Origin of the sequence: Lysobacter sp. FW306-1B-D06B (genome assembly GCF_038446665.1) — a bacterium.
Lineage (GTDB): Bacteria > Pseudomonadota > Gammaproteobacteria > Xanthomonadales > Xanthomonadaceae > Lysobacter_J.
The window spans coordinates 760820-781684 of sequence record NZ_CP151802.1 but is presented as its reverse complement, the minus strand read 5'-3'; the positions used below and the strand labels follow the sequence as shown (position 1 = coordinate 781684).

Sequence of the window (20865 nt, the reverse complement as noted above, 5' to 3'; positions counted from 1 at the left end):
GTCGGACGGCCCGTTGAATACACTGCGTAACTTCCCGCAGTGGCAGCATCGGTTGCCTCGGATACGCCAGGTATGACATGCCGATGGACGGAATGCAGGAATCCGAAGCGGCGCAGTCCGACGGCCGCGAACTGATCTACGTGACCCGTGGCGGTGCCGGACGCGTGCTGGCGCTGGGTGGCCTGCAGCAGATGGGGTGGAACCTCCGGCGCGCGCCCGATGCGCGCACCGTGCTGCGCATCCTGCACAGCGATGCGCGCAAGCCGCATGCGGCGCTGCTCGACCTGCGTGAAGGCTTCACGCAGCAGGACCTGGCCGAGTTCGGCGTGGCGTTGTCGGCCGGCAATGTCGGTTGGGTGGCGGGCATCGACGCACGCCAGCTCGACGATGGGCCCGTTCGCGATCTCATCCGCGACTACTGCTACGACTACCTCACGCTGCCCTGCCCCGAGTCCGTGCTCAACACGGTCATCGGCCACGCACACGGCATGGCCAGCCTCGCCTGCGAGCGCGGCGACGCGACGAGCGAGGCCGGCTTCGACGGCATGATCGGCGAGAGCCCGGCGATGCGTACCTTGTGCCGCACGCTGCGCAAGGCGGCGTTGACGGAAGCGCCGGTGTTCATCGCCGGCGAGACCGGCACGGGCAAGGAACTGGCGGCGATGGCGGTGCACCGGCATTCGCGCCGCCACGCGCATCCGTTCGTCGCGATCAACTGCGGCGCGATTCCCCACAGCCTGATCCAGTCCGAACTGTTCGGTTACGAGCGCGGCGCCTTCACCGGCGCGCAGCAGCGCAAGCTGGGCCGCATCGAGATGGCCAACAGCGGCACGCTCTTCCTGGACGAGATCGGCGATCTTCCGCTGGAAAGCCAGGCGTCACTGTTGCGCTTCCTGCAGCAGGGGAGCATCGAGCGTCTCGGCGGACACGAGCAGATTCCGGTCGATGTGCGCGTCATCTCGGCGACTCACCACGACCTGGACCGCGCGGTCGCCGAAGGCCGCTTCCGCGCCGACCTGTATCACCGCCTGTGCGTGCTGCGCCTGCAGCAGCCGCCGCTTCGCGATCGCGGCAGCGACATCGACCGCCTGGCCGAGTATTCGCTGCAGCGCTATTCGCAGGAAGGCCACCGCACGCTCAAGGGCTTCGCGCCCTGCGCGCGGCAGGCGCTGCACAGCCACACCTGGCCGGGCAACGTGCGCGAGCTGATCAACCGCGTGCGCCAGGCGGTGGTGATGGCGGAAGGGCGCCTCATCACGGCGGCCGATCTGCACATCGAAAGTTCGCTCACGACGCCACCGCCGACACTGGATGAAGTGCGCGACGCGGCCACGCGCGCGGCGATCGAGCGCTCACTGCATCGCAATCGCGGGCGCCTGGTGGACGTGGCGCGCGAGCTGGGCGTGTCGCGCGTGACGCTGTACCGCCTCATGCAGCGCCACGGCCTGCGTGCGCACGAACCCGAGGCGCCGGGGACGATCCACGTCGCATAGTGCGACCCTGGCGCGTTTGCGCGCCGCTGCGGGCATGCGAGGATGCCGCATCGCCCCTCCAGACGACCCTTGCGCATGCACAGCCAGGACGCTGACGCCGCCGCGGCGGACTTCATCGAGGTCTACGACGATGCGCTCGACCGGGCGCAGTGCGCACGACTGGTGGAACGCTTCAGCGCCAGCGGCGACGCGGTGCCGGGCCGCATCGGCAGCGGCGTACTGCCGGAACTGAAGGACAGCCGCGACCTCACCATCACCGGCCGTGATGACTGGCGCGAAGACGTGGAGTTGCTGCACCGCGTGGTGTTCAAGGGACTGTTGTCGTACCTGCGCCGCTATCCGCACACGCTCATCGCGCCGGTGATGCTGGAAGTGCCGGGCGAAGGCGAAGCGCGTCACCGCCTGACGGCCGAGCGGCTGATCGCGATGGACGACACCGCGCTCGCGCCGGTGGTGCAGACGGTGCTGCGACCGGGCGCGATCAACCTGCAGCGTTACACGGCCGATCGTGGCGGATATCCGTACTGGCATTGCGAGCTGTACCCGCGCGATGCGGCGGGCGAAACGCTGCATCGCCACCTGCTGTGGACGATGTATCTCAACGATGGCTTCCAGGCCGGCGAAACGGAGTTCCTGTATCAGCGCCGGAAGATTGCCCCGCGTACCGGCAGCCTGCTGATCGCGCCGGCGGCGTTCACGCATACGCATCGCGGCAATCGGCCCAGCGGCGGGGACAAGTTCATCGCGACGAGCTGGATCCTGTTCCAGCGGGCGGAGAAGTTGTACGGAGCGGGGTAGGCGGGACCCCGACTTCACCTCGCCTGTGCAGGCACTCCGCCCTCACACATGCCGCGGATGGTTCAGCACCAGCCAGTACAGGCCCACCTGCTTGACGGCCCACACGAACTGCTCGAAATCCACCGGCTTCTGGATGTAGCTGTTCACGCCCAGCGCATAGCTGGCTTCCACGTCGAACGGCTCCGCGCTGGTGGTGAGCACGACGACCGGCAGCGTGCGCGTGGCCTCGTTGGCTCGCACGGCCTGCAGCACTTCGCGGCCGTCGACCTTGGGCAGGTTGAGGTCCAGCAGCATGATCGACGGCAGATCATCCGGATCCCGGTCGGCGTACTTGCCGCGCGCGAACAGGTAGTCGAGCGCTTCGGCGCCATCGTTCACCACGACGAGGCGGTTGGCGATCTTGGCCTCGTCGAAGGCGATGCGAGTGAGCTCGACATCGTCCGGGTTGTCCTCGACCAGCAGGATTTCCTTGTGCATCAGGCGTTCTCCTCCGCCACCGCTCGGGCTGGCAATTCGAGGGTGAACGTGGCGCCGGACTCGGGTCGCGAATCGGCGCGAACGCTGCCGCCATGGCGCTCGGCGATGCGTCGGACGATCGCCAGCCCCAGACCGTGACCTCCCCCCTGGTCCGGTCCGTGCAGTCGCTGGAAAGGCTCGAACAGCTTGTGCGCGTAGCGCATGTCGAAACCGATGCCCTCGTCACGAATCTCGACATGCAGCATGTCGCCGTCGTCACGACCGGAGACGCGGATGCGGATGGGTTCACGCTCGCGCGAGAACTTCCACGCGTTGTCCATCAGCTGGGTGAGCAGCAGCTTGAGCAGGCGTTCGTCGCCCCAGGCGTGCAGGCTCGGCTGCACCTGGATCTCGGCGCGGCGGCGCGGTTCGGCGTCCTGGAGTTCGGCGCCGACCCAGTCCGCCAGCAGGCTCAGGTCCACATCGGCGGCCTTGAGTTCGGTGCGCGTGACGTAGGACAACTCGTTCAGCGCGCTCAGCAGCCCGCTCATGCGCGAGGCCGCGGCGCGTATGCGGGTAAGGTAATCGCGATCGGTCTCGTCCAGACGTTCACCGGCGCGATCGGCCAGCAAGGCCGAGAAGCTCTCGATCGAACGCAGCGGCGCGCGCAGGTCGTGCGCCACGGCATCGGCGAACAGCTGCAGCTGATGATTGGCGGCGTAGCGCCCGGCGTACTCGGCGTCCGCGCGGGACTTCAACGCCAGTTCCGCCGCATGCTGCGCGCTGATGTCGCGCAACTGCACGAGCAGGAACAGCGGCTGCGCGTGTTCGTCGCGCATCACCGAGACATTGACCTGCGCCCAGATGGTCTCGCCATCGCGACGCACGTAACGCTTCTGGGCATCGAGCACCGGGATGCTGCCGTCCACCAGGCCGCGCAGAAAATGGCGGCTCATGGCGACGTCGTCGGGATGGGTCAGCGAGGACGCGGGCGTGCCGATTACATCGTGCGCGCTGTAGCCGAACATGCGCTCGAAAGCGGGGTTCACTTCAAGCCAGCGGCCGTGCAGATCGACGATCGCCATGCCGACGCCGGAGGCATCCATCGCGAGACGGAAGCGGTCGACGCCCGTGTCCTGACGGGGGGTGTGGCTCATCGAGAGTGTGACTCACGCCGTTTGTCGCGCAGCTAGTGTAGCCAAGGCTGTCGTGACGGTGTGGTGCACGTGCCGGCGCGGCCGTGGCGCCGCATTGCGCGTCCGGGCCGCACTGCAACGCGTGTCGTTGGAATGCCCACAGTCTCGGCGGCCGTGTCGCTCAGAATAATTCGCCCTGCGGCGACGGTTTGCGCGGCGGAACGAACTGGCGGGTGTCCAGCGGCGCAGGCGGGCCAAAGCCCAGCCGCTTGTGCGCCTTGCGGAAACGCTGCGCGATGAGTTGCGCGAACGGCCCTTCGCCGCGCATGCGCGTGCCGAAGGTGCTGTCGTAATCCTTGCCGCCGCGCATCTGCTGGATCAGGCTCATCACATGATCGGCGCGGTCGGGATAGTGCAGTTGCAGCCATTCGCGCCACACCTGCTTGAGTTCGTGCGGCAGTCGCAGCAGCACGTAGCCGGCGGAGGTCGCGCCGTGATCGCGGCAGGCCTCGAGGATGTGCTCGATCTCGCTGTCGTTGATCATCGGAATCACCGGCGCGACCATCACGCCCACGGGCACGCCGGCGTCGGCGAGCGTCTTCATCGCCTTCAGGCGCGCGTGCGGGGCGGACGCGCGCGGCTCCATTCGCGCGGAGAGACGGTTGTCCAGCGAGGTGACCGAGAAGGCGACGCTGGCCAGGCCGCACCGGGCCATGGGTGCGATGAGGTCGACGTCGCGCACGACGCCGGCGTTCTTGGTGATCAGGCCGAAGGGGTGCGAGCAGGCGTCCAGCACTTCGAGCACCGAGCGCGTGACGCGGTAGCGGCGTTCGATGGGCTGGTAGGAATCGGTGTTGATGCCCAGCGCGAGCGGTACGCACTGGTAAGACGGCCGCGCGAGCTCGGCCTGCAGGCGCTCGGCGGCGTTGGTCTTGGCGAACAGGCGGGTTTCGAAATCCAGGCCCGGCGACAGGTCCAGGTAGGCGTGCGAGGGCCGGGCGAAGCAGTAGACGCAACCGTGCTCGCAGCCGCGATACGGGTTGATCGATGCGCTGTGGCCGATGTCGGGCGAGTCGTTGCGGCTGATGATGCTGCGCGCCCGTTCCTCGGTGACGCGGGTCTGCGGACTGGGCGCGTCGGACAGGTCTTCGTAGACCGAGCCCCAGCCGTCGTCCTCGCCGCGCGCGACCGTCACCGCGTAGCGGCCGTCCACGTACGACGCGGCACCGCGACCTTTGATCGGGGCCTGGGCTTTGCGGGCGTCATCCATCGGCCGTAGCCTACGCGCGCTGCGTCGCAGCCCGTGAGACGGGCAGGGGCGCGAAACGACGACGCGGCGCCGGTGTCCGGCGCGCCTTGCTGAACGAGGAGATTCGCCCGGCATGCAGGACATCCTGAGCAGCGCATGGAGCGCCTTCACCTCGGTTCCCTATCTGGGCCTGTACCTCACGCTTGGGTACCTGGCCTACTTGGTGTGGCTGGGCCTGTGGATCGTGCTGCAGAAGCGCGAACCGGTGGCGACGCTGAGCTGGTTGATCAGCCTGGCGGCCCTGCCGTACATCGGCTTCGTCATCTATTTCTTCTTCGGCCCGCAGCGGATCCGCCGTCAGCGTCTGCGCCGCGTGCGCGCCCGCGCGAGCCTGCCGCCACCGCCGGAAGGGCTGGTGCCCACGCCCGATGCCATCGAGCTGGCGCGTCTGGCCCAGTCCACCACCGGCCTGCCGCCGATCACCGCCACGCGCGCGGATCTGCTCGTGGACGGCGCATCCAAGTACGCCGCGCTCCTGGAAGCGATCGCGCAGGCGCGCGATCACATCCACCTGGAGTACTACATCTACCTGCCCGACCGCACCGGCACGGCATTGCGCGATGCGCTGGTCGAACGCGCGCGGGCCGGCGTGCAGGTGCGCCTGCTGCTCGATGCCGTGGGCTCGGGCAAGACCAAGCGCAAGTTCCTCAAGCCGCTGGTGGAGGCGGGAGCGGAGGTCGCGTGGTTCCATCCGATGAAGTTGCAATGGATCTGGAAGCGGCCGTGGCTCAACCTGCGCACGCATCGGAAGATCGTGGTGATCGACGGCGAGATCGGCTTTACCGGCGGCATCAACATCACCGATGCGGAAGACGAGCGCCTGCGCAAGGACGCCTACCGCGATCTCCACCTGCGCCTGGAAGGCGACGTGGTGCGCGAGCTCCAACTGGTGTTCGTCGAAGACTGGGCGTACGCGACCGGGCAGCCGCCGCTGCGCCTGCAACATCCGCCGCCGCGGCGTGGCTCGATTTCGGCACAGGTGGTGGTGTCCGGACCGGATTCGTCGTGGGAGGCGATCCATCGCGTGCACGTGGCCGCGATCCACTCCGCTCAGCGGCGCGTATGGCTGGTGACGCCGTATTTCGTTCCCGGCGAGGCGGCACGAATGGCGCTGACCTCCGCCGCGCTGGGCGGGCTGGATGTGCGCCTGCTCGTGCCCAAGGTGTGCGACAGCCGGCTGGTCACGCTCGCGGCGCGTTCGTATTTCGACGAGTTGCTCGAAGCCGGGGTGAAAGTGCACGAGTACGGGCCCCGCATGCTGCACAGCAAAGCGCTGCTGTGCGACGACGAGCTGGCGATCATAGGCAGTGCGAATTTTGATCACCGCAGCTTTCGGCTGAACTTCGAAATCTCGGTGTTGTTCCGCGACAAGGGGGTGGCCGGGGAGCTCGCCCAGTTGATCCAGGGCGAATGCAATCTGGCGCCACGGGTGCGCGCGGACCGGGCGCAACCGCTGTGGCGCACGCGCGTGCCCGAGGGGCTCGCGCGGCTGGTCTCACCGCTGCTGTGATGCACGCAGCGCTTCGGCAGACGGGCGGTCGCCGGCACCCGGCGACCGGACTTCCACCCGTTCGGACGCGCGCTACACTGCGGCCGCTGTCGCACTCACATACGGAGCATCCCATGCACTGGCTGTATCTGCTGCTGGCCCTGGTCGCGCTGGCGATCGCGTTCAAGACGACGTCGGTGGCCGTGCTGGCGGTGTGCCTGCTGGCGTCGCTGGGGTTCTTCCTGGCCTGGGTCCTGAAGCTGCTTGCCTCACGCGTGGACAGCCAGAGCCGCGATTCGTCCCTGATCCTCGATCCGGCCGAACTGCGTCGCCTGCGTGAGCAGGCCGAGGCCCGCCGCGCGGCCGCGGGCACCCCGCCGCCGACCTCGCCGGCCCCCTGATTTCGCCGCCCGTGCGCTCACGGGCGCTGCGCTAGTATCGGCCCGCCGGAAGCCCGGCCACGCCCGGGCTGTAGTCGCGTTTCCTGCCGCCTGTCGGCGCACCGGCCGCGCCGGCTTCCAGGAGATCGCCATGAAAGCGTTCGGCTGCGTGCTTGCTCCGCTGTTCTTCGTCGCCGGCGCATGCGCCGCATCCGACCAGGCCACTGCGCCCGCGACCGCCGATGCCGCTCCGGGTACGGCCTCGAGTTGCGGCCGCGTCAGCATCTTCGACGTGGCGCCGCGCAGCCAGGATCTTTATCGCGCCAGGGTGATGAACATCGACGGCAAGCTCGCCGGTCCGACCGGGGCGAAGACGTTCCGGCTCGCGCCCGGCAAGCACACATTGCAGGTCGCCGAACTCATCAATTCCGATCAGTTCAACGACGTGCAGCTGCGCCAGCGCGACATGCGCGCCGATCCGTACAAAGACCTGGTGGTCGACGTAGCGCCCAACACCACCTATCTTCTGGCCGCGCACCTGATCGAAGCCAAGCGCAACAGCATCACCGACGGGTCCTACTGGGAGCCCGTCATCTATCAGAAGAATTCCGAACCGTGCCACTGATCCGATCGTGCTGGGCGATGCCCGCCAAGGGCCTCGTCCGATGACCGTACTGAGCGTCAACGTCAACAAGATCGCGGTGCTGCGCAATTCGCGCGGCGGCAATGAGCCCGACGTGGTGCGCGCCGCGCGCGCCTGCCTGGACGCGGGTGCGCACGGGATCACCGTGCATCCGCGCCCGGATGCCCGACATATTCGCGCGGACGACGTGTATGCGTTGGCCGAGCTCACGCGCGAGCGTGGCGTGGAGTTCAACCTGGAGGGCAATCCATTCGCGCCACCGCGCGCAGGCTATCCGGGATTTTTCGCCTTGTGCGAAGCGGTGCGTCCCGCGCAGGCGACGCTGGTACCCGACGGTGACGCGCAGCTGACATCGGACCACGGTTTCGATTTCGTCCGCGATGCGCAGGCGCTGCGTCCGCATGTGGAGGCACTCAAGGCGATCGGGTGTCGCGTCAGCCTGTTCGCCGATGCGCACACAAAGGCGGGGCGCGAAGGTATCGCCGGGGCGGCGGAAGTCGGCGCCGATCGCGTGGAGTTGTACACCGGGCCCTGGGCGGAGGCGTTCGCGCTCGGCCAGGGCGAGGCGATGGCCACGCAGTTCGCCGAGGCGGCGAAGCGCGCGCAGGGAGCGGGGCTGGGCGTCAACGCCGGGCACGACCTGAGCCAGGAGAACCTGGGCGCGTTCCTGCGCGCCGTGCCTGGAGTGCTCGAAGTGTCGATCGGCCACGCCCTCGTCGGCGAAGCGCTGTATGAGGGCTTCGCCACCACGATCCGCGGATATCTGGACATTCTGGAAGACGCCCGCCGCTGAGGGCGGGCGCCCGGTGCATCACTGCCAGGCGATGTCGCGCACGCCGTTGTGCTGGGCCTCGGCCAGCGTCCAGGCGAAGTCCTGGTAGTCCGCGTCCGCGTTCGCGCTGATCTGCACGATCGGCCGCTGTTCGGCCTGGGCCAGCTCGCGCAGGGCCTGCGGGAGTTCGGCGCGGGTCAGGGCCACGCCGTCGAGCGTGAAGCGGTCATTGCCTTCGACCTTGAGCTCCACGCGCGGCGGTGGTTTGGTCCGGGTGGACGAGTCAGTGGCTTGCGGGATGCGAAGGTCGATCTGCCCGGTCATCACGGGCGTGGCCACCATGAAGATGACCAACAGGACCAGCATTACGTCGACCAGCGGGGTGATGTTGATCTGGGCGACCTCGACGTGGCCGCGGTGGGAATGCTGGGAATCACGGAAAACGGAAGCAGCCATTGCAACCTCCCGAGGGCCCCATGCCCGGTTCCACGCTAAACCTGGCGCCGCGAAACCCGCAAGGGGACGGGGACGGGGCACAGCCAGTCTGCGTTCACACTCCGGCGCTCGGAGCCCCAAAAGAAAACGCCGCCCGGAGGCGGCGTTTTCACGACAGGTAAGCGTCAATCAGTTCTGAACAAAGCCGATCTTTTCCATATCGGCGTTCTTCGCATGCGCCAGCACCTTCGCCAGGATGCCGTAATCGGCGTCCGGGCTGGTGTCGATCTCGAGCATGGGCTGATTGCTCGGGTCGCGCTGGACCTCCGCCCTCATCATGTCCTGGATCGCGGTGATCGGCTGCGGTGCGTCATTCCAATACACCTGTCCGGACGCGTCGATACGCAGCCTGATCGGCGGCGGCGGTTCGCGCGTTTGCGGCGGTGGGTTCAGCGACTTCTGCGGCAGGTTGACGTCGATCGGATACGTCAGCGGGGGCGCCGTCACCATGAAGATGATCAGCAGAACCAACATCACGTCCACGAGGGGCGTGACGTTCATGTCCGCCATCGGACCGCCACCGGAATTCGATGCAAATGCCATTACTGGGTCTCCGGATCAGCGAGGTTCTTTGAGCGCCATGAAGCCGACCTTGCGCATGCCCTGGGCCTGCGCAATCTGCACCACTTCGGAAACGATGCGGTACTTGGTCGTCTTATCGCCGCGGACGTTGATCGCCGGCTGCGGGGTCTTCTGAGCTTCGATCGACAGACGACTCTCAAGCAGATCCTTGGTCACCGGCTCGTCGTTCCAATACAGGCTGCCGTTGTCTTCCACCGTGATGCTGATCGGCGGAGTGGGCGGAGCCTGATTGTCGCGCTTGTCCAGATTCGCTTCGGGAAGATCGACCTGGACCTTATGCGACATCAGGGGCGCGGTGATCATGAAGATGATGAGCAGAACCAGCATCACGTCCACGAGGGGCGTGACGTTGATCTCGGCCATCGGGCCGCCGCTATCGCCAGTACTGAAGGCCATTACGAGACTCCAACCTGCTGCAAGAGGATGTCGTTAGAACGAGTGCTTAGCGCTTCGCAGCCACTTCGCCGACGCGCGAGCCGGTGGCGAAGAAGTCATGCAGGTCGTGCGCGAAGGTATCGAACTTGTTGTTCGTGACGCGGTTGAGGCGGGTGAAGAAGTTGTACGCCAGCACCGCCGGGATCGCGACGAACAGACCGATGGCGGTCATGATCAGCGCTTCACCCACGGGACCTGCGACGGCGTCGATCGAAGCCTGGCCGGTCGCGCTGATGCGGATCAGGGCGTGGTAGATGCCCCACACGGTGCCGAGCAGACCGACGAACGGAGCGGTCGAACCGACGGTGGCGAGCACGGTCAGGCCGGCTTCCAGCTTCGAGGACTCGCGGGTCACGCCCTGGCGCAGCGCGCGGTCAACGAACTCCGAACGGTTCAGCGACTCGACGAGACGCGAACCTTCGTGACGCTGGTGGTGGGCAGCCGCCTGGGCGGCGTCGAGGGCGATCTTCGAGAACGGCTCGAAACGGCCCTGCTCTTCCATGAAACGGATGGCGTCCTGCGCGTTCGGGGTTTCCCAGAACGTGGAGACGACGCGATCCGAACTGGCGCGCAGGCGCAGGTTCTTCACGAAGTTCACAACGATCCAGTAGATCGACAGGATCGACATGATCGCCAGAGTGATGAAGACGACCCAGCCGACGAAGTCGAAGTTCTGCAACAGATGCGCGAAGCTCATCTGCTGAAGTGCCTGGGCGTTGGAGCCTCCAGCAGTCGCAGCGGTGGTGGTTTCCTGCAGCATGACGCTTACCTTTGAAATGTCGTGGAAAAGGAGTGTGTTACGGAGTGCTTGCTACGAATCCCGTGACCCCGATCAGGTCGGCGGGACGAAATCGACCGGGACGCGGACGCGGCTGGTGACGCCAACGCCGTTCTGCATTTCCGGGTTGAACTTCCACTTCCGGGCGGCATCCATCGCAGCACGGTCGAGGTTGCGGTTGCGGCTGGACTTCTCGACCGAGACGTCGAGCACGTTGCCCGAGCCGTCGATGGTGATGATCAGCACGACCGTGCCACCAATACCCTGACGGGCTTCCGTCGGCGGGTACTTGGGCGGGTTGAGCCGCTTCGAGGACGGGTCGACGCTCGAACCAATCGTCGTGGCCGGTGCGGGCGGCGACGGGGGGCTCGGCGGCGGCGCCTGGACGTCCACCGGACTCGGGTCGTCCACCACGATCGGCGGCTCTTCCGGAGGCGGCGGCAACGGCGTCGGTTGCGGCGGAGTGAGCTTCGGCGGTGGCTTCAGCTCCTTCGGCGGTTCCGGCGGCGGCGGCGGCGGCGGCGGGGGCGGCGGCGGCGGCTTGATGAGGTTGACGAACGTAACCTCCTCTTCCTTCTGCTGCTGGGCCGGAGGCGCCATAGGAGCAAGAAGCAGCAGCAGTGCCGCGACGTGGAAGGCGATCGCGATCGTGATACCGGCGATACGCGCCCAGTTCAGACCGTCGCGGTCGTCGTCGTTTCTAGCGTGAATTTCGAGGTCTTGCGTCATGCGCCGTAGCTCGGGAGGTAATTCCGGACGCCAGGGCGCCTCGGGCCGTCAGATACGATTCCCGTGACCCATTCGAGTCGCGGGAACCTCCTAGCATATACCAATTTGCGGCCGTGGAACCACGCAAATCAGTGGATTCGCTTTGCCGATTACTTGCTTGGCAGCGCGAGGATCTTCTTGGCGTCGTCGGGCTTCTTAACTCCCTTGGCGACGGCCTGTTTGGCGGCTTCCTTAGCCTCGGGGACGCGATCTTCCTGCCACAGCACTCGGGCGAGGTTCAGGTAAGCCTCACCATCGGGTGCCAGAGGAGCGGCCTTCTTGTAAGCATCGATCGCCGGGCCGGCCTGATCGGAGAAATAGTACGCCTGCGCCTGGGCCAGGTAGGTCTGGTAGTCGGGCTTGAGGATGCCCTTCTGCAGGCCGTCGTTGATGACCGAGATGGCCTCCTTCTCCTTGTCGTCCATGTTCAGGTACGTGGCGTAGAGCTGGCGGTACTCCTTGTCTTCGGTCAGCTGGCCGCTGGCGCGGAGCTTCTCGAGGACAGCGGCCGACTTGTCGTACTGCTCGCCCTGCTGGTAGACGGCGGCCAGGTTGAGCTGGGCACGCTTGTCGTTCGGGTTCTTGGCAGCGACGGCTTCGGCCATCTTGGCGGCCTCACCGGCGTTGCCGGACTCGGCGTAGGTGGCCATCAGCAACTGCTGCCACTCGGGCTTCGGGTTCGGGCTGGCGTCGATGGCCTGCTTGAGGACCGCGGCGGCCTCCGGGTAGCGCTCCATGCGGTAGAGGGCGTTGCCCTTCACCACGAGCTGCTCCGGCTTGGTGCTCTTGGTCTCGGCGAAGAAGGTGTCGAGGGTCTTCAGCGATTCGGCGTACTGCTCATCCTGCAGCTGCAGCTGGGCGAGCATGTACATGGCGCCGAAATGGCCGTTGTTGTCCAGGCCGTTGAGGGCGATGGCCTTCTGCAGATAAGCCTTAGCGCCAGCGGTGTCATCGGCGTCGTAGGCAATCTGCGCCGCGATCTGAGCGGCGAAGGCACGGTCGTATGCGTTGAAGGCTTCGGTGGCGATGATCTCGTCCGCGGCGGCGCGGGCCTCGGCGGCCTTGTCGTCGTCGTACAGCTTCATCATCTTCTGCAGCTTCGGGCCGCCCTTCGACGAGGCCTTGGCCTCGACCTGGCGCGTGGCGTTCGGGTACTCGTCGGCCGGCTTGCTGGCGGTCTGCTTGCTTTCCGCGTGGCGCGAGCGGCGCTCCTCGGCGCGATCCTGCGCGGACTGCGCATTGACCTGGCTGACCGCACCGAGCACCAGGACGGCACCAATGGCCGCGGTCAGGATGCTGCGGTTGCGGAGGGAAAACTTGTTCATCGAACACCTCAGATCTGCTGCCGCCCGTATGGACAGGGCGGGACGATGGCACCGGGGCCAGGGGGGCGTCACGCTAACAGAAACTCGCGGGCCTGTGATACGGGGTTGTGTGCCGGATTCGCGGGTTCGTTAACCGCACTTCGGCGTATGGCCCGAGGCGCGGGCCTGCTCGAAGGTCGGCATCAGGCTGCCCGCCCGTGCGCCCAGCTCGCTGATGCGCGATTGCGGGTCCGGGTGGGTCGAGAGCCACTGCGGCGGGCGGCTGCCCCCCGCGGCGATCATGTTTTCCCACAGATTCACGGCCTGGCGGGGGTCGAAGCCGGCCTTGGCGGCGAGCTGCTGGCCCACCACATCGGCCTCGGACTCCTGCGTGCGCGAGTTGGGCAGCAGGTAGAAGGTCTGCGCCGCGGCGCCGCCGACCTGGCTGGCCGCATTGCCGGCGCCTGAGCCATAGGCCGTCCCGAGGATCGCGCTGCCGATGCCCAGCAGTGTGGAGGTGCCCTGCTGGCGCGTGATGCGCTCGTCATGGTGGCGGGACACGACGTGACCGATCTCGTGGGCGATCACCGCCGCGAGCTGGTCCTGGTTCTTGGCCACGGTGAAGATGCCGGTGTTCACGCCGATCTTGCCGCCGGGCAGGGCGAAGGCGTTCGGCGAGCTGTCATCGAACACGGCGACTTCCCACTGGCTCTGCCAGCCGGCCGGCAGCTGGGCCGTGATGGCATTGGCGACGCAGCGCACGTAGGCGTTCTGGCGCGCATCCGCGCTGAGCTTCTGCTTGGCCTTGGCCTCGGTAAAGGCCTGCGCGCCGAGCTGGTTCAGCTGGTCCTGGGAAACCGCGCCGACGTACTGGGTGCGGCCGGTGGGTGAGGTTGTGGTCGCGCAGGCGACCACCAGGCTGGCAACGGCAAGGCCAAGCAATACGCGTTTCATGGGGGCACCCTGAAGTGGCTGTTGGGGTTGTAGCCCCCGCCGGATTAACACGTCGTCAATGGGCTGAACGGCCGCGCGCGACGGGGCCGGGGCCGTTCAGGCGCCCCGGCACGCAGCGCGGGCATCAAACGTCGAGGTTGGCGACCTTGAGCGCGTTGTCTTCGATGAACTCGCGACGCGGTTCGACGACATCGCCCATGAGCGTGGCGAAGATCTGGTCGGCCGCGACGGCATCCTCGATCCGCACCTGCAGCAGGCGGCGGGTCTCGGGATTGACCGTGGTCTCCCACAGCTGCTCGGGGTTCATTTCGCCCAGGCCCTTGAAACGCTGGATCTGGCGGCCCTTCTTGGCTTCTTCCAGCAACCAGGTCTGCGCCTGGGCGAAGCTGTTGATGGGCTGGGCGCGGTTGCCACGCACGATCTGCGCGCCCTCGCGGATCAGCCCGTGCAGTTGGGCGGCCGCTTCGCGCACCGAACGCAGCTCGCCGGCTTCGAAGATCGACAGCGGCAACACCTGCGTCAGTTCCTCGCCCATGTGCAGGCGCTTGACCAGCAGTGCCGGCTGGCCGGCGCCTTCGTGCAGCTCGAGCTTGTAGCGCGGCCTGCCCAGGCCGCCGCGGTTGAGGCGACCTTCCAGTGCGTCGAACTCGCGGCGCAGCGCGGCATGGTCGGACAGCGCGGCGGCATCGAGCGGGATCGAATCGATCAGCGCTTCGATCACGCTCGGGTCGTAGCGATGCGCGTTGCGTGCGATCGCCTCGCGCGCATGGGCGTAGGCCAGCAGCAGCTTCTCCAGCGCGGCGCCTTCGATCGCGGGCTCGTTGACGGCCGGCACCAGCGAAGCGCCTTCGACGGCGTTGTTCGCCAGGTACGCATCCAGCGCCGCGTCGTCCTTGAGGTAGAGCTCGTTCTTGCCCTGCTTGATCTTGTACAGGGGCGGCAGGCCGATGTAGACGTGGCCGCGCTCGATCAGCTCCGGCATCTGCCGGTAGAAGAACGTCAGCAGCAGCGTGCGGATGTGGCTGCCGTCTACGTCCGCGTCGGTCATCAGGATGATGCGGTGATAGCGCAGCTTGTCCGGGTTGTACTCGTCCTTGCCGATGCCGGTGCCGAGCGCGGTGATCAACGTGCCGACTTCCGCGCTGCCGAGCATGCGGTCGAAGCGGGCGCGCTCGACGTTGAGGATCTTGCCCTTGAGCGGGAGGATCGCCTGCGTCTTGCGGTTGCGGCCCTGCTTGGCCGAGCCGCCTGCGGAGTCACCCTCGACGATGAAGAGCTCGGACAGCGCCGGGTCCTTCTCCTGGCAGTCGGCCAGCTTGCCGGGCAGGCCGGCGATGTCGAGCGCACCCTTGCGACGCGTCAGGTCGCGCGCCTTGCGCGCAGCCTCGCGTGCACGGGCGGCGTCGACGATCTTGCCGGCGATGGCACGCGCCTCGTTGGGGTGTTCCTGCAGGAACTCCTCCAAACGTGCGCCAAACGTGCTTTCAACCACCGGGCGAACCTCGGAACTGACCAGTTTCTCCTTCGTTTGCGAGGAGAAGCTCGGGTCGGGCACCTTCACCGACAGCACGGCGATCATGCCTTCGCGCATGTCGTCGCCCGACAGCGTGATCTTCGCCTGCTTGGCGATGCCGTTCTGTTCGATGTAGTTCGACAACGTGCGCGTGAGCGCGGCACGGAAGCCGATGAGATGGGTGCCGCCGTCCTTCTGCGGGATGTTGTTGGTGAAGCAGAACATCGTTTCCTGGTAGGCGTCGGTCCACTGCAGGGCGACGTCCACCGTGATGCCGTTCATTTCGCCGGACACCGAGATAACGTTGGGATGCAGCGGGTTCTTCAGCTGCGCCAGGTGTTCGACGAACGAGGCAATGCCGCCGGCGTACTGGAAGACATCGCGCTTGCCTTCGCCGCGCTCGTCGGTGAGCGTGATCTTGACGCCGGAATTCAGGAACGACAGCTCGCGCAGACGACGGGCCAGGATGTCGTAGTGGAATTCGATGTCGGTGAAGATTTCCTTGGCCGGCAGGAAGCGCAGCGTCGTGCCGCGACGATCCGAGGCTTCAAGCTGCTTGAGCGGGTAAACCGGCTCGCCCAATGCGTATTGCTGCTGGTAGTGGTGGCCGTCGCGCCAGATGTCCAGCCACAGGGTTTCGGACAGCGCGTTTACGACGGAAACGCCCACGCCGTGCAGGCCGCCGGAAACCTTGTAGCTGTTGTCGTCGAACTTGCCGCCTGCGTGCAGCACGGTGAGGATCACCTCAGCCGCCGAAACGCCTTCTTCCTTGTGGATGTCCACCGGAATGCCGCGGCCGTTGTCGGACACCGAGCAGGAGCCGTCGACGTGCAGCGTGACCGTCACTTCGTCCGCGTGGCCGGCAAGCGCCTCGTCGATCGAGTTGTCGACCACTTCGAAGACCATGTGGTGCAGGCCGGTGCCGTCGTGCACGTCGCCGATGTACATGCCCGGACGCTTGCGCACGGCTTCCAGACCACGCAGGACCGTGATCTTGCTGGAGTCGTAGGTCTGGGGGGCAGCGACGGGGGTAGCGACGGACGGATCTTGCGAAGGATCGTGCTCGATGTGGGTCATGCGGCAACAGGCTCCGTCGACGCGGTCGTCGGCGGGGCCGGGCGCGTCGAAACACATTAGCTATAGTGATCGGGAGTATAGCAGTCGGACTCCGGACGCTGGTTGACCCAGCAGTCGGGAGGGATGGATCAGGATTCAACGGCGAACGACTGCGCCTTGTTCCACGTGGAACATATGAATCGGCGTATCCATCGAAAGCCCCGGTGGGCGCTCGGTGCCGGTGATGAACACCTGCGCGCCGCTGGCCTGGAGGCGAGCCAGGACCCTACCTTGATGGTGGCGATCCAGTTCGGATGCAAGGTCGTCCAGCGCCACCACCGGCCATTCGCCCTGCACCGCATCGTGGTGCTCCGCCTGCGCCAGCAAGGCGGCCAGGGCGGTCAGCTTCGATTGCCCGCGCGACAGGGCCTCCCGGCCGGGAAGGGCACCGAACACGACCCGCCAATCCGCACGGTGCGGGCCGACACTGGTGAAGCCCGAGGCCACGTCGCGGTCACGTGCCAGCAGGAGCGCGTCGGCTAACGACATCTCGTCCCGACGCCAGCCCGGGATGTACTCCATCCGGCTCAGGCCCAACGCCGGGGCCAGCTCGGCGAGCAAGGCTTCGAACCGGGGCTGGAGGAGATCGAGGTAGCGCTCGCGGAAGCGGCCCAGCGGCTCGCCGGCTTCTGCCAGCTCATGATCCCAGGCATCAAGCTGTGCATCCCGGGCCCGCGCCTTCAGGAGTGCGTTGCGCTGCTTGAGTGCACGGTTGTAGCGCCGCCAGATCAACAGGAAGTCATGTTCCACGTGGAACAGTCCCCAATCGAGGTACCTCCGGCGGAATTCACCACCGCCGGTGATCAGCGCATGGCTCCCGGGCTCAAAGGTCACCACTGCCAAGGCCGCACAGAGCTCGCCCAGCTGGCCGACGCTGGCTCCGTCCAGCCGGCCGGTCCATTCCTGCCCGGTATGTCGAAGGCCCGCGCGGCGCGTCCGCTCGCCTGAAGGCGTTGAAGACAGCGTTCCCAGACGTTCCTGCCATTCGACAAAGACCTCCAGGCCCGGTTCGCCCGCCCGGATCAAGCCATCCCGCACCCGCCCCCGGAAACTGCGGCCGTAGGCCATCAGATGCAGGGCTTCGAGCACGGACGTCTTGCCCGCGCCGTTGTCGCCGGTGATGAGGTTCAGGCCGGGGGCGGGATCGAGGCGGACTTCCTGGAAACGGCGCAGTTGGCGCAGCTCAAGTCGGGTGACGTGCATTGGGCCCAGTTTAGCGGAGCGACAAAACAAAACGCCCGGCACAAGGCCGGGCGTCGATGTTCCACGTGAAACGTCGGGTTAGAGGCGTAGCGGCATCACGACATGGCGGCAGCGATCGTTCGCGGCTTCCCGCACCAGGGCCGAGGAGTTGGCGTCGCGCAGGGCGATGACCACGTGCTCGTCCTTCAGCGCGCTCAGCGCGTCGAGGAGGTAGTTCACGTTGAAGCCCACCGCCAGGTCGTCGACTCGGGTGTCGGCTTCGACTTCTTCCTGCGCCTCTTCCTGCTCCGGGTTATGGGCGCTGATCTTCAGCTGGCCCGGCGAGACTTCCAGCCTCACGCCGCGGTACTTCTCGTTCGACAGGATCGCAGCGCGCTGCAGCGACGCACGCAGCACTTCGCGGTCGATGCGGATCTCGCGGTCGGCGCCGATCGGAATCACCGCTTCGTAATCCGGGAAACGGCCATCGATGAGCTTGCTCGTGAAGGTGACATCGTCCCGCTTCACGCGCAGATGGCCACGGCCCATCTCCAGTTCCACCTCGCGCTCGCCGCCTTCCAGCAGACGCTGCAGTTCCTGCACACCCTTGCGCGGCACGATCAGCTGGCGCTTGGTCTGGCCGCCGTTTTCCAGGGGCGACTCGCACAGCGCCAGGCGATGGCCGTCGGTGGCCACGCAGCGCAGGGAGGACTCGCGCAGGTCGAACAACAACCCGTTGAGGTAGTAGCGCACGTCCTGTTGCGCCATCGCAAACGCGGTGCGCTCGATCAGTTCCTTCAGTGCCGCTTCCGGCACGCGGACGCGCTCGTTGGCCTCGACCTCGTCGATCGACGGGAAATCATTGGCCGGCAGGCTCGACAGCGTGAAGCGCGAACGTCCCGCTTGGACGGTGATCTTTTCCGCCGACTGCGAGACGGTGACCTTGCTGCCGTCGGGCAGGGCACGAACGATCTCGAACAGCTTGCGTGCCGGGATCGTGGTCTCGCCGTCTTGCGCGTCGTCCACCAGTACGCGAGAGACCATCTCCACTTCCAGGTCGGTGCCGGTCAGCGAGAGCTGTCCGTCCTTCACCTGTACCAGCAGATTGGCCAGCACCGGCAGGGTCTGGCGGCGCTCGACAACGTTGACGACTTGAGCGAGCGGCTTGAGAAAGACTTCGCGTTGAAGGGAAAAACGCATGCGGACCCCGTCCCCGTGCCATTACTAAGTATGTGGAATAAATCAAAAGCATGGTGGTGATGGTGTCGCCGAAAATCCGGGAAAACCACCCCAAGCTATTGATTACCAAGATTTTTATTGCTGTTGAAACTTCGGTAGAACTGGCCCTGCAACCAGCGGACAAACTGTGGACAACTCTAGCGCACCGGCGCGATGTCGAAACTGTCCACAACTTGTGCCCGCACCATACACGGCTTGCCCCGCGCGAACGGGGATAAGTATGTATCGGCGGCCGCCGCTTTGCGCTGCGACCGCTTCGACCTCACTCGCTGAGCTTGCGGATCAGCTTGTCCCAGTCTTCGCGCAACTTGCCGTCGGTCTCCATCAGCGTGCGGATCTGACGGCAGGCATGCAGCACCGTGGTGTGGTCGCGGCCGGCGAAGGCGTCGCCGATCTCCGGCAGGCTGTGTTCGGTCAGTTCCTTGGCCAGCGCCATCGCCATCTGGCGCGGGCGCGCCAGCGAGCGCGTGCGGCGCTTGGACAGCAGGTCCTTCATCTGCAGGCCGTAGTAGTCCGCCACGGTCTTCTGGATGTTGGGAATGCCGATGGCCTGCTGCTGTGCGCGCAGCAGGTCGCGCAGGGTTTCCTGGGCGAACTCCACCGTGATCGCGCGGCCGGTGAAATTGGCGCGCGCGGCAAGCGTGTTGAGCGCGCCTTCCAGATCGCGCACGTTGCTGCGCATCTTCTTGGCGATCAGGAACGCGACTTCCTCGGGAATGTGCGCGCCGCGCTCCTGAGCCTTGGACAGCACGATCTGCGCCCGCGTCTCGAAGTCCGGCGGCTCGATCGCCACGCTCAGGCCCCAGGCCAGGCGCGACTTCAGGCGCGGCTCCAGGCCTTCGACTTCGCGCGGGTAACGGTCGCAGGTGAGGATGATCTGCTGCTTGCCGTCGAACAGCGCGTTGAAGGTGTGGAAAAACTCCTCCTGCGTGCGGTCCTTGCCGGCGAAGAACTGGATGTCGTCGATCAGCAGCGCGTCGACCTGCTGGAACTGGCGCTTGAACGCGTCCATGGTCTTGTCCTGCAGCGCCTTCATCATCGCGCTGAAGAACTGCTCGCTGCGCAGATAGAGCACGCGCATCTTCGGGTTCGCCGCGCGCATGGCGTTGCCGGCGGCGAACATCAGGTGCGTCTTGCCCAGGCCCGTGCCGCCGTACAGCAGCAGCGGGTTGTGGGAGCGGTCGCCCGGCTTGAGCGAGGCCTGCCAGGCGGCGGCGCGGCCGAGCTGGTTGCTTCGGCCCTCGACGAAATTCTCGAAGGTGTAGTGGTTGTCGAGGTGGCCGTTGAACGGCTCGCTCGGCACGGCACGCGTGGTGGGCGCGACCAGTGCGGCCGGCTCCGGTGCGGGCGGCGCGGCGCGCGGGAGGGAACCGATCTCCAGGCTCACCTCGCCGCTGCCGGCGAAGTAGGCCAGCAGCTCGCGGATACGCGAGAGGTAGCGTTCGCGCACATGTTCGACGACGAAAGCGTTGGGTGCGTAGAGCACCGTCATGTCATCGCGCTGGGTCGCCTGCAGGGGCTTGAGCCAGGTGTGGACATCCTCGGCCGGGAGTTCGGCTTCAAGGCGTTCGAGGCAGCGGGGCCAGGCATCCATCGGTTCGGAAATCTTCTTCTCTTGAGCGACCGGCGACGAAGCGCCGGCAAACCACGGCGAAAAGCATCCCGCCGCGCGATGTACGAATCGCGGCGAACGGGTCGGGGGGTGGCGGCCAGACTAACACCGCGACCGGGCGCGGAACAGGACTTGTCCACAGGTCCGTTAACAGGTAGTCCACAGGCGCGGCCGGCTCCGCCGGCTGCGCCCCCAAAGTTCGCAACGCGAACTTTGGGCCCCATGCCCGCACTCCCAGACCCCGCTCCGCGCTGCGCGCGAAGCGCCCCCTGACTCAGGGGGCTGGGTCCCTTCGTTCCGATCGAGATGCCGCGTCGGCATGTTGTTTCGTGGCGCAATCCGACGAATGGCGTTGCCCTGCGCGGTTCCCCTTGGGACGCACGAATCCCCGGTACACTGCGCACCCGCGCC

The 20865-nt window shown here is 66.5% G+C and carries 20 protein-coding genes; 6 read left to right on the top strand and 14 right to left on the bottom strand.

Going from position 1 to position 20865, the window contains the following annotated elements; genetic code table 11:
- Window positions 1–83 precede the first annotated feature (83 nt).
- Both AAFF32_RS03600 and AAFF32_RS03595 read left to right on the top strand, forming a co-directional pair.
- Entirely contained in the window at window positions 84–1493 is a 1410-nt protein-coding gene (locus tag AAFF32_RS03600) for a sigma-54 dependent transcriptional regulator (protein WP_216964899.1), read from the top strand.
- Window positions 1494–1568: 75 nt separating this feature from the next.
- The gene (locus AAFF32_RS03595; protein ID WP_342316513.1) at window positions 1569–2291 is read left to right on the top strand and encodes a 2OG-Fe(II) oxygenase; all 723 of its coding nucleotides are present in this window, start codon (window positions 1569–1571) and stop codon (window positions 2289–2291) included.
- Window positions 2292–2333: 42 nt separating this feature from the next.
- Here AAFF32_RS03595 and AAFF32_RS03590 read toward each other — a convergent pair whose 3' ends face one another.
- From AAFF32_RS03590 to AAFF32_RS03580, 3 genes are all read right to left on the bottom strand, one after another.
- Window positions 2334–2768 (bottom strand): response regulator, encoded by a 435-nt coding sequence (locus tag AAFF32_RS03590; RefSeq protein WP_206861921.1) that lies wholly within the window; start codon window positions 2766–2768, stop codon window positions 2334–2336.
- Window positions 2768–3904 (bottom strand): ATP-binding protein, encoded by a 1137-nt coding sequence (locus AAFF32_RS03585; RefSeq protein ID WP_216964903.1) that lies wholly within the window; start codon window positions 3902–3904, stop codon window positions 2768–2770. Before AAFF32_RS03585 ends, AAFF32_RS03590 begins: the two co-directional genes overlap by 1 nt.
- Window positions 3905–4064: 160 nt before the next feature.
- Window positions 4065–5153 (bottom strand): PA0069 family radical SAM protein, encoded by a 1089-nt coding sequence (locus AAFF32_RS03580; protein WP_342316512.1) that lies wholly within the window; start codon window positions 5151–5153, stop codon window positions 4065–4067.
- A 112-nt stretch (window positions 5154–5265) separates the two neighbouring features.
- On the opposite strand from AAFF32_RS03580, the gene cls reads away from it, so the two are divergent.
- From cls to AAFF32_RS03560, 4 genes are all read left to right on the top strand, one after another.
- Window positions 5266–6702, top strand: a complete 1437-nt coding sequence (gene cls, locus AAFF32_RS03575) for a cardiolipin synthase (protein ID WP_342316511.1) — start codon at window positions 5266–5268, stop codon at window positions 6700–6702.
- Window positions 6703–6815: 113 nt separating this feature from the next.
- Window positions 6816–7082 carry a hypothetical protein gene (locus AAFF32_RS03570; RefSeq protein ID WP_342316510.1) on the top strand — a complete coding sequence of 89 codons (267 nt, stop codon included), beginning with the start codon at window positions 6816–6818 and terminating at the stop codon, window positions 7080–7082.
- A gap of 130 nt (window positions 7083–7212) precedes the next feature.
- Window positions 7213–7686, top strand: a complete 474-nt coding sequence (locus AAFF32_RS03565; RefSeq protein WP_342316509.1) for a hypothetical protein — start codon at window positions 7213–7215, stop codon at window positions 7684–7686.
- A 40-nt stretch (window positions 7687–7726) separates the two neighbouring features.
- Window positions 7727–8497 (top strand): pyridoxine 5'-phosphate synthase, encoded by a 771-nt coding sequence (locus AAFF32_RS03560; protein ID WP_342316508.1) that lies wholly within the window; start codon window positions 7727–7729, stop codon window positions 8495–8497.
- An 18-nt stretch (window positions 8498–8515) separates the two neighbouring features.
- Here the strand turns inward: AAFF32_RS03560 and AAFF32_RS03555 are convergent, their stop codons facing one another.
- From AAFF32_RS03555 to dnaA, 11 genes are all read right to left on the bottom strand, one after another.
- Window positions 8516–8932 carry a biopolymer transporter ExbD gene (locus AAFF32_RS03555; protein WP_216964915.1) on the bottom strand — a complete coding sequence of 139 codons (417 nt, stop codon included), beginning with the start codon at window positions 8930–8932 and terminating at the stop codon, window positions 8516–8518.
- Between the two features lie 168 nt (window positions 8933–9100).
- Complete coding sequence (locus AAFF32_RS03550) at window positions 9101–9514, bottom strand: biopolymer transporter ExbD (RefSeq protein ID WP_216964916.1); 414 nt, start codon at window positions 9512–9514, stop codon at window positions 9101–9103.
- Window positions 9515–9529: 15 nt separating this feature from the next.
- Complete coding sequence (locus tag AAFF32_RS03545) at window positions 9530–9949, bottom strand: biopolymer transporter ExbD (RefSeq protein ID WP_216964918.1); 420 nt, start codon at window positions 9947–9949, stop codon at window positions 9530–9532.
- A gap of 46 nt (window positions 9950–9995) precedes the next feature.
- Entirely contained in the window at window positions 9996–10748 is a 753-nt protein-coding gene (locus AAFF32_RS03540; RefSeq protein ID WP_216964920.1) for a MotA/TolQ/ExbB proton channel family protein, read from the bottom strand.
- A gap of 72 nt (window positions 10749–10820) precedes the next feature.
- The gene (locus AAFF32_RS03535; RefSeq protein WP_216964922.1) at window positions 10821–11495 is read right to left on the bottom strand and encodes an energy transducer TonB; all 675 of its coding nucleotides are present in this window, start codon (window positions 11493–11495) and stop codon (window positions 10821–10823) included.
- Between the two features lie 149 nt (window positions 11496–11644).
- The gene (locus tag AAFF32_RS03530) at window positions 11645–12859 is read right to left on the bottom strand and encodes a tetratricopeptide repeat protein (RefSeq protein ID WP_342316507.1); all 1215 of its coding nucleotides are present in this window, start codon (window positions 12857–12859) and stop codon (window positions 11645–11647) included.
- A 129-nt stretch (window positions 12860–12988) separates the two neighbouring features.
- Complete coding sequence (locus tag AAFF32_RS03525) at window positions 12989–13792, bottom strand: M48 family metallopeptidase (RefSeq protein ID WP_216964925.1); 804 nt, start codon at window positions 13790–13792, stop codon at window positions 12989–12991.
- A 124-nt stretch (window positions 13793–13916) separates the two neighbouring features.
- Window positions 13917–16382 carry a DNA topoisomerase (ATP-hydrolyzing) subunit B gene (gene gyrB, locus AAFF32_RS03520; protein WP_342316506.1) on the bottom strand — a complete coding sequence of 822 codons (2466 nt, stop codon included), beginning with the start codon at window positions 16380–16382 and terminating at the stop codon, window positions 13917–13919.
- Window positions 16383–16517: 135 nt separating this feature from the next.
- Window positions 16518–17624, bottom strand: a complete 1107-nt coding sequence (recF, locus tag AAFF32_RS03515; protein WP_342316505.1) for a DNA replication/repair protein RecF — start codon at window positions 17622–17624, stop codon at window positions 16518–16520.
- A 78-nt stretch (window positions 17625–17702) separates the two neighbouring features.
- Window positions 17703–18803 (bottom strand): DNA polymerase III subunit beta, encoded by a 1101-nt coding sequence (gene dnaN, locus AAFF32_RS03510; protein ID WP_216964930.1) that lies wholly within the window; start codon window positions 18801–18803, stop codon window positions 17703–17705.
- Between the two features lie 301 nt (window positions 18804–19104).
- Complete coding sequence (gene dnaA, locus AAFF32_RS03505) at window positions 19105–20436, bottom strand: chromosomal replication initiator protein DnaA (RefSeq protein WP_216964932.1); 1332 nt, start codon at window positions 20434–20436, stop codon at window positions 19105–19107.
- Window positions 20437–20865: the final 429 nt, after the last annotated feature.

Excerpts from the sequence above, each read along its gene's own strand:
- AAFF32_RS03600 (WP_216964899.1), top strand. The coding sequence starts at position 84 with ATGGACGGAATGCAGGAATCCGAAGCGGCGCAGTCCGACGGCCGCGAA.
- AAFF32_RS03595 (WP_342316513.1), top strand. The coding sequence starts at position 1,569 with ATGCACAGCCAGGACGCTGACGCCGCCGCGGCGGACTTCATCGAGGTC.
- AAFF32_RS03590 (WP_206861921.1), bottom strand. The coding sequence starts at position 2,768 with ATGCACAAGGAAATCCTGCTGGTCGAGGACAACCCGGACGATGTCGAG.
- AAFF32_RS03585 (WP_216964903.1), bottom strand. The coding sequence starts at position 3,904 with ATGAGCCACACCCCCCGTCAGGACACGGGCGTCGACCGCTTCCGTCTC.
- AAFF32_RS03580 (WP_342316512.1), bottom strand. The coding sequence starts at position 5,153 with ATGGATGACGCCCGCAAAGCCCAGGCCCCGATCAAAGGTCGCGGTGCC.
- cls (WP_342316511.1), top strand. The coding sequence starts at position 5,266 with ATGCAGGACATCCTGAGCAGCGCATGGAGCGCCTTCACCTCGGTTCCC.
- AAFF32_RS03570 (WP_342316510.1), top strand. The coding sequence starts at position 6,816 with ATGCACTGGCTGTATCTGCTGCTGGCCCTGGTCGCGCTGGCGATCGCG.
- AAFF32_RS03565 (WP_342316509.1), top strand. The coding sequence starts at position 7,213 with ATGAAAGCGTTCGGCTGCGTGCTTGCTCCGCTGTTCTTCGTCGCCGGC.
- AAFF32_RS03560 (WP_342316508.1), top strand. The coding sequence starts at position 7,727 with ATGACCGTACTGAGCGTCAACGTCAACAAGATCGCGGTGCTGCGCAAT.
- AAFF32_RS03555 (WP_216964915.1), bottom strand. The coding sequence starts at position 8,932 with ATGGCTGCTTCCGTTTTCCGTGATTCCCAGCATTCCCACCGCGGCCAC.
- AAFF32_RS03550 (WP_216964916.1), bottom strand. The coding sequence starts at position 9,514 with ATGGCATTTGCATCGAATTCCGGTGGCGGTCCGATGGCGGACATGAAC.
- AAFF32_RS03545 (WP_216964918.1), bottom strand. The coding sequence starts at position 9,949 with ATGGCCTTCAGTACTGGCGATAGCGGCGGCCCGATGGCCGAGATCAAC.
- AAFF32_RS03540 (WP_216964920.1), bottom strand. The coding sequence starts at position 10,748 with ATGCTGCAGGAAACCACCACCGCTGCGACTGCTGGAGGCTCCAACGCC.
- AAFF32_RS03535 (WP_216964922.1), bottom strand. The coding sequence starts at position 11,495 with ATGACGCAAGACCTCGAAATTCACGCTAGAAACGACGACGACCGCGAC.
- AAFF32_RS03530 (WP_342316507.1), bottom strand. The coding sequence starts at position 12,859 with ATGAACAAGTTTTCCCTCCGCAACCGCAGCATCCTGACCGCGGCCATT.
- AAFF32_RS03525 (WP_216964925.1), bottom strand. The coding sequence starts at position 13,792 with ATGAAACGCGTATTGCTTGGCCTTGCCGTTGCCAGCCTGGTGGTCGCC.
- gyrB (WP_342316506.1), bottom strand. The coding sequence starts at position 16,382 with ATGACCCACATCGAGCACGATCCTTCGCAAGATCCGTCCGTCGCTACC.
- recF (WP_342316505.1), bottom strand. The coding sequence starts at position 17,624 with ATGCACGTCACCCGACTTGAGCTGCGCCAACTGCGCCGTTTCCAGGAA.
- dnaN (WP_216964930.1), bottom strand. The coding sequence starts at position 18,803 with ATGCGTTTTTCCCTTCAACGCGAAGTCTTTCTCAAGCCGCTCGCTCAA.
- dnaA (WP_216964932.1), bottom strand. The coding sequence starts at position 20,436 with ATGGATGCCTGGCCCCGCTGCCTCGAACGCCTTGAAGCCGAACTCCCG.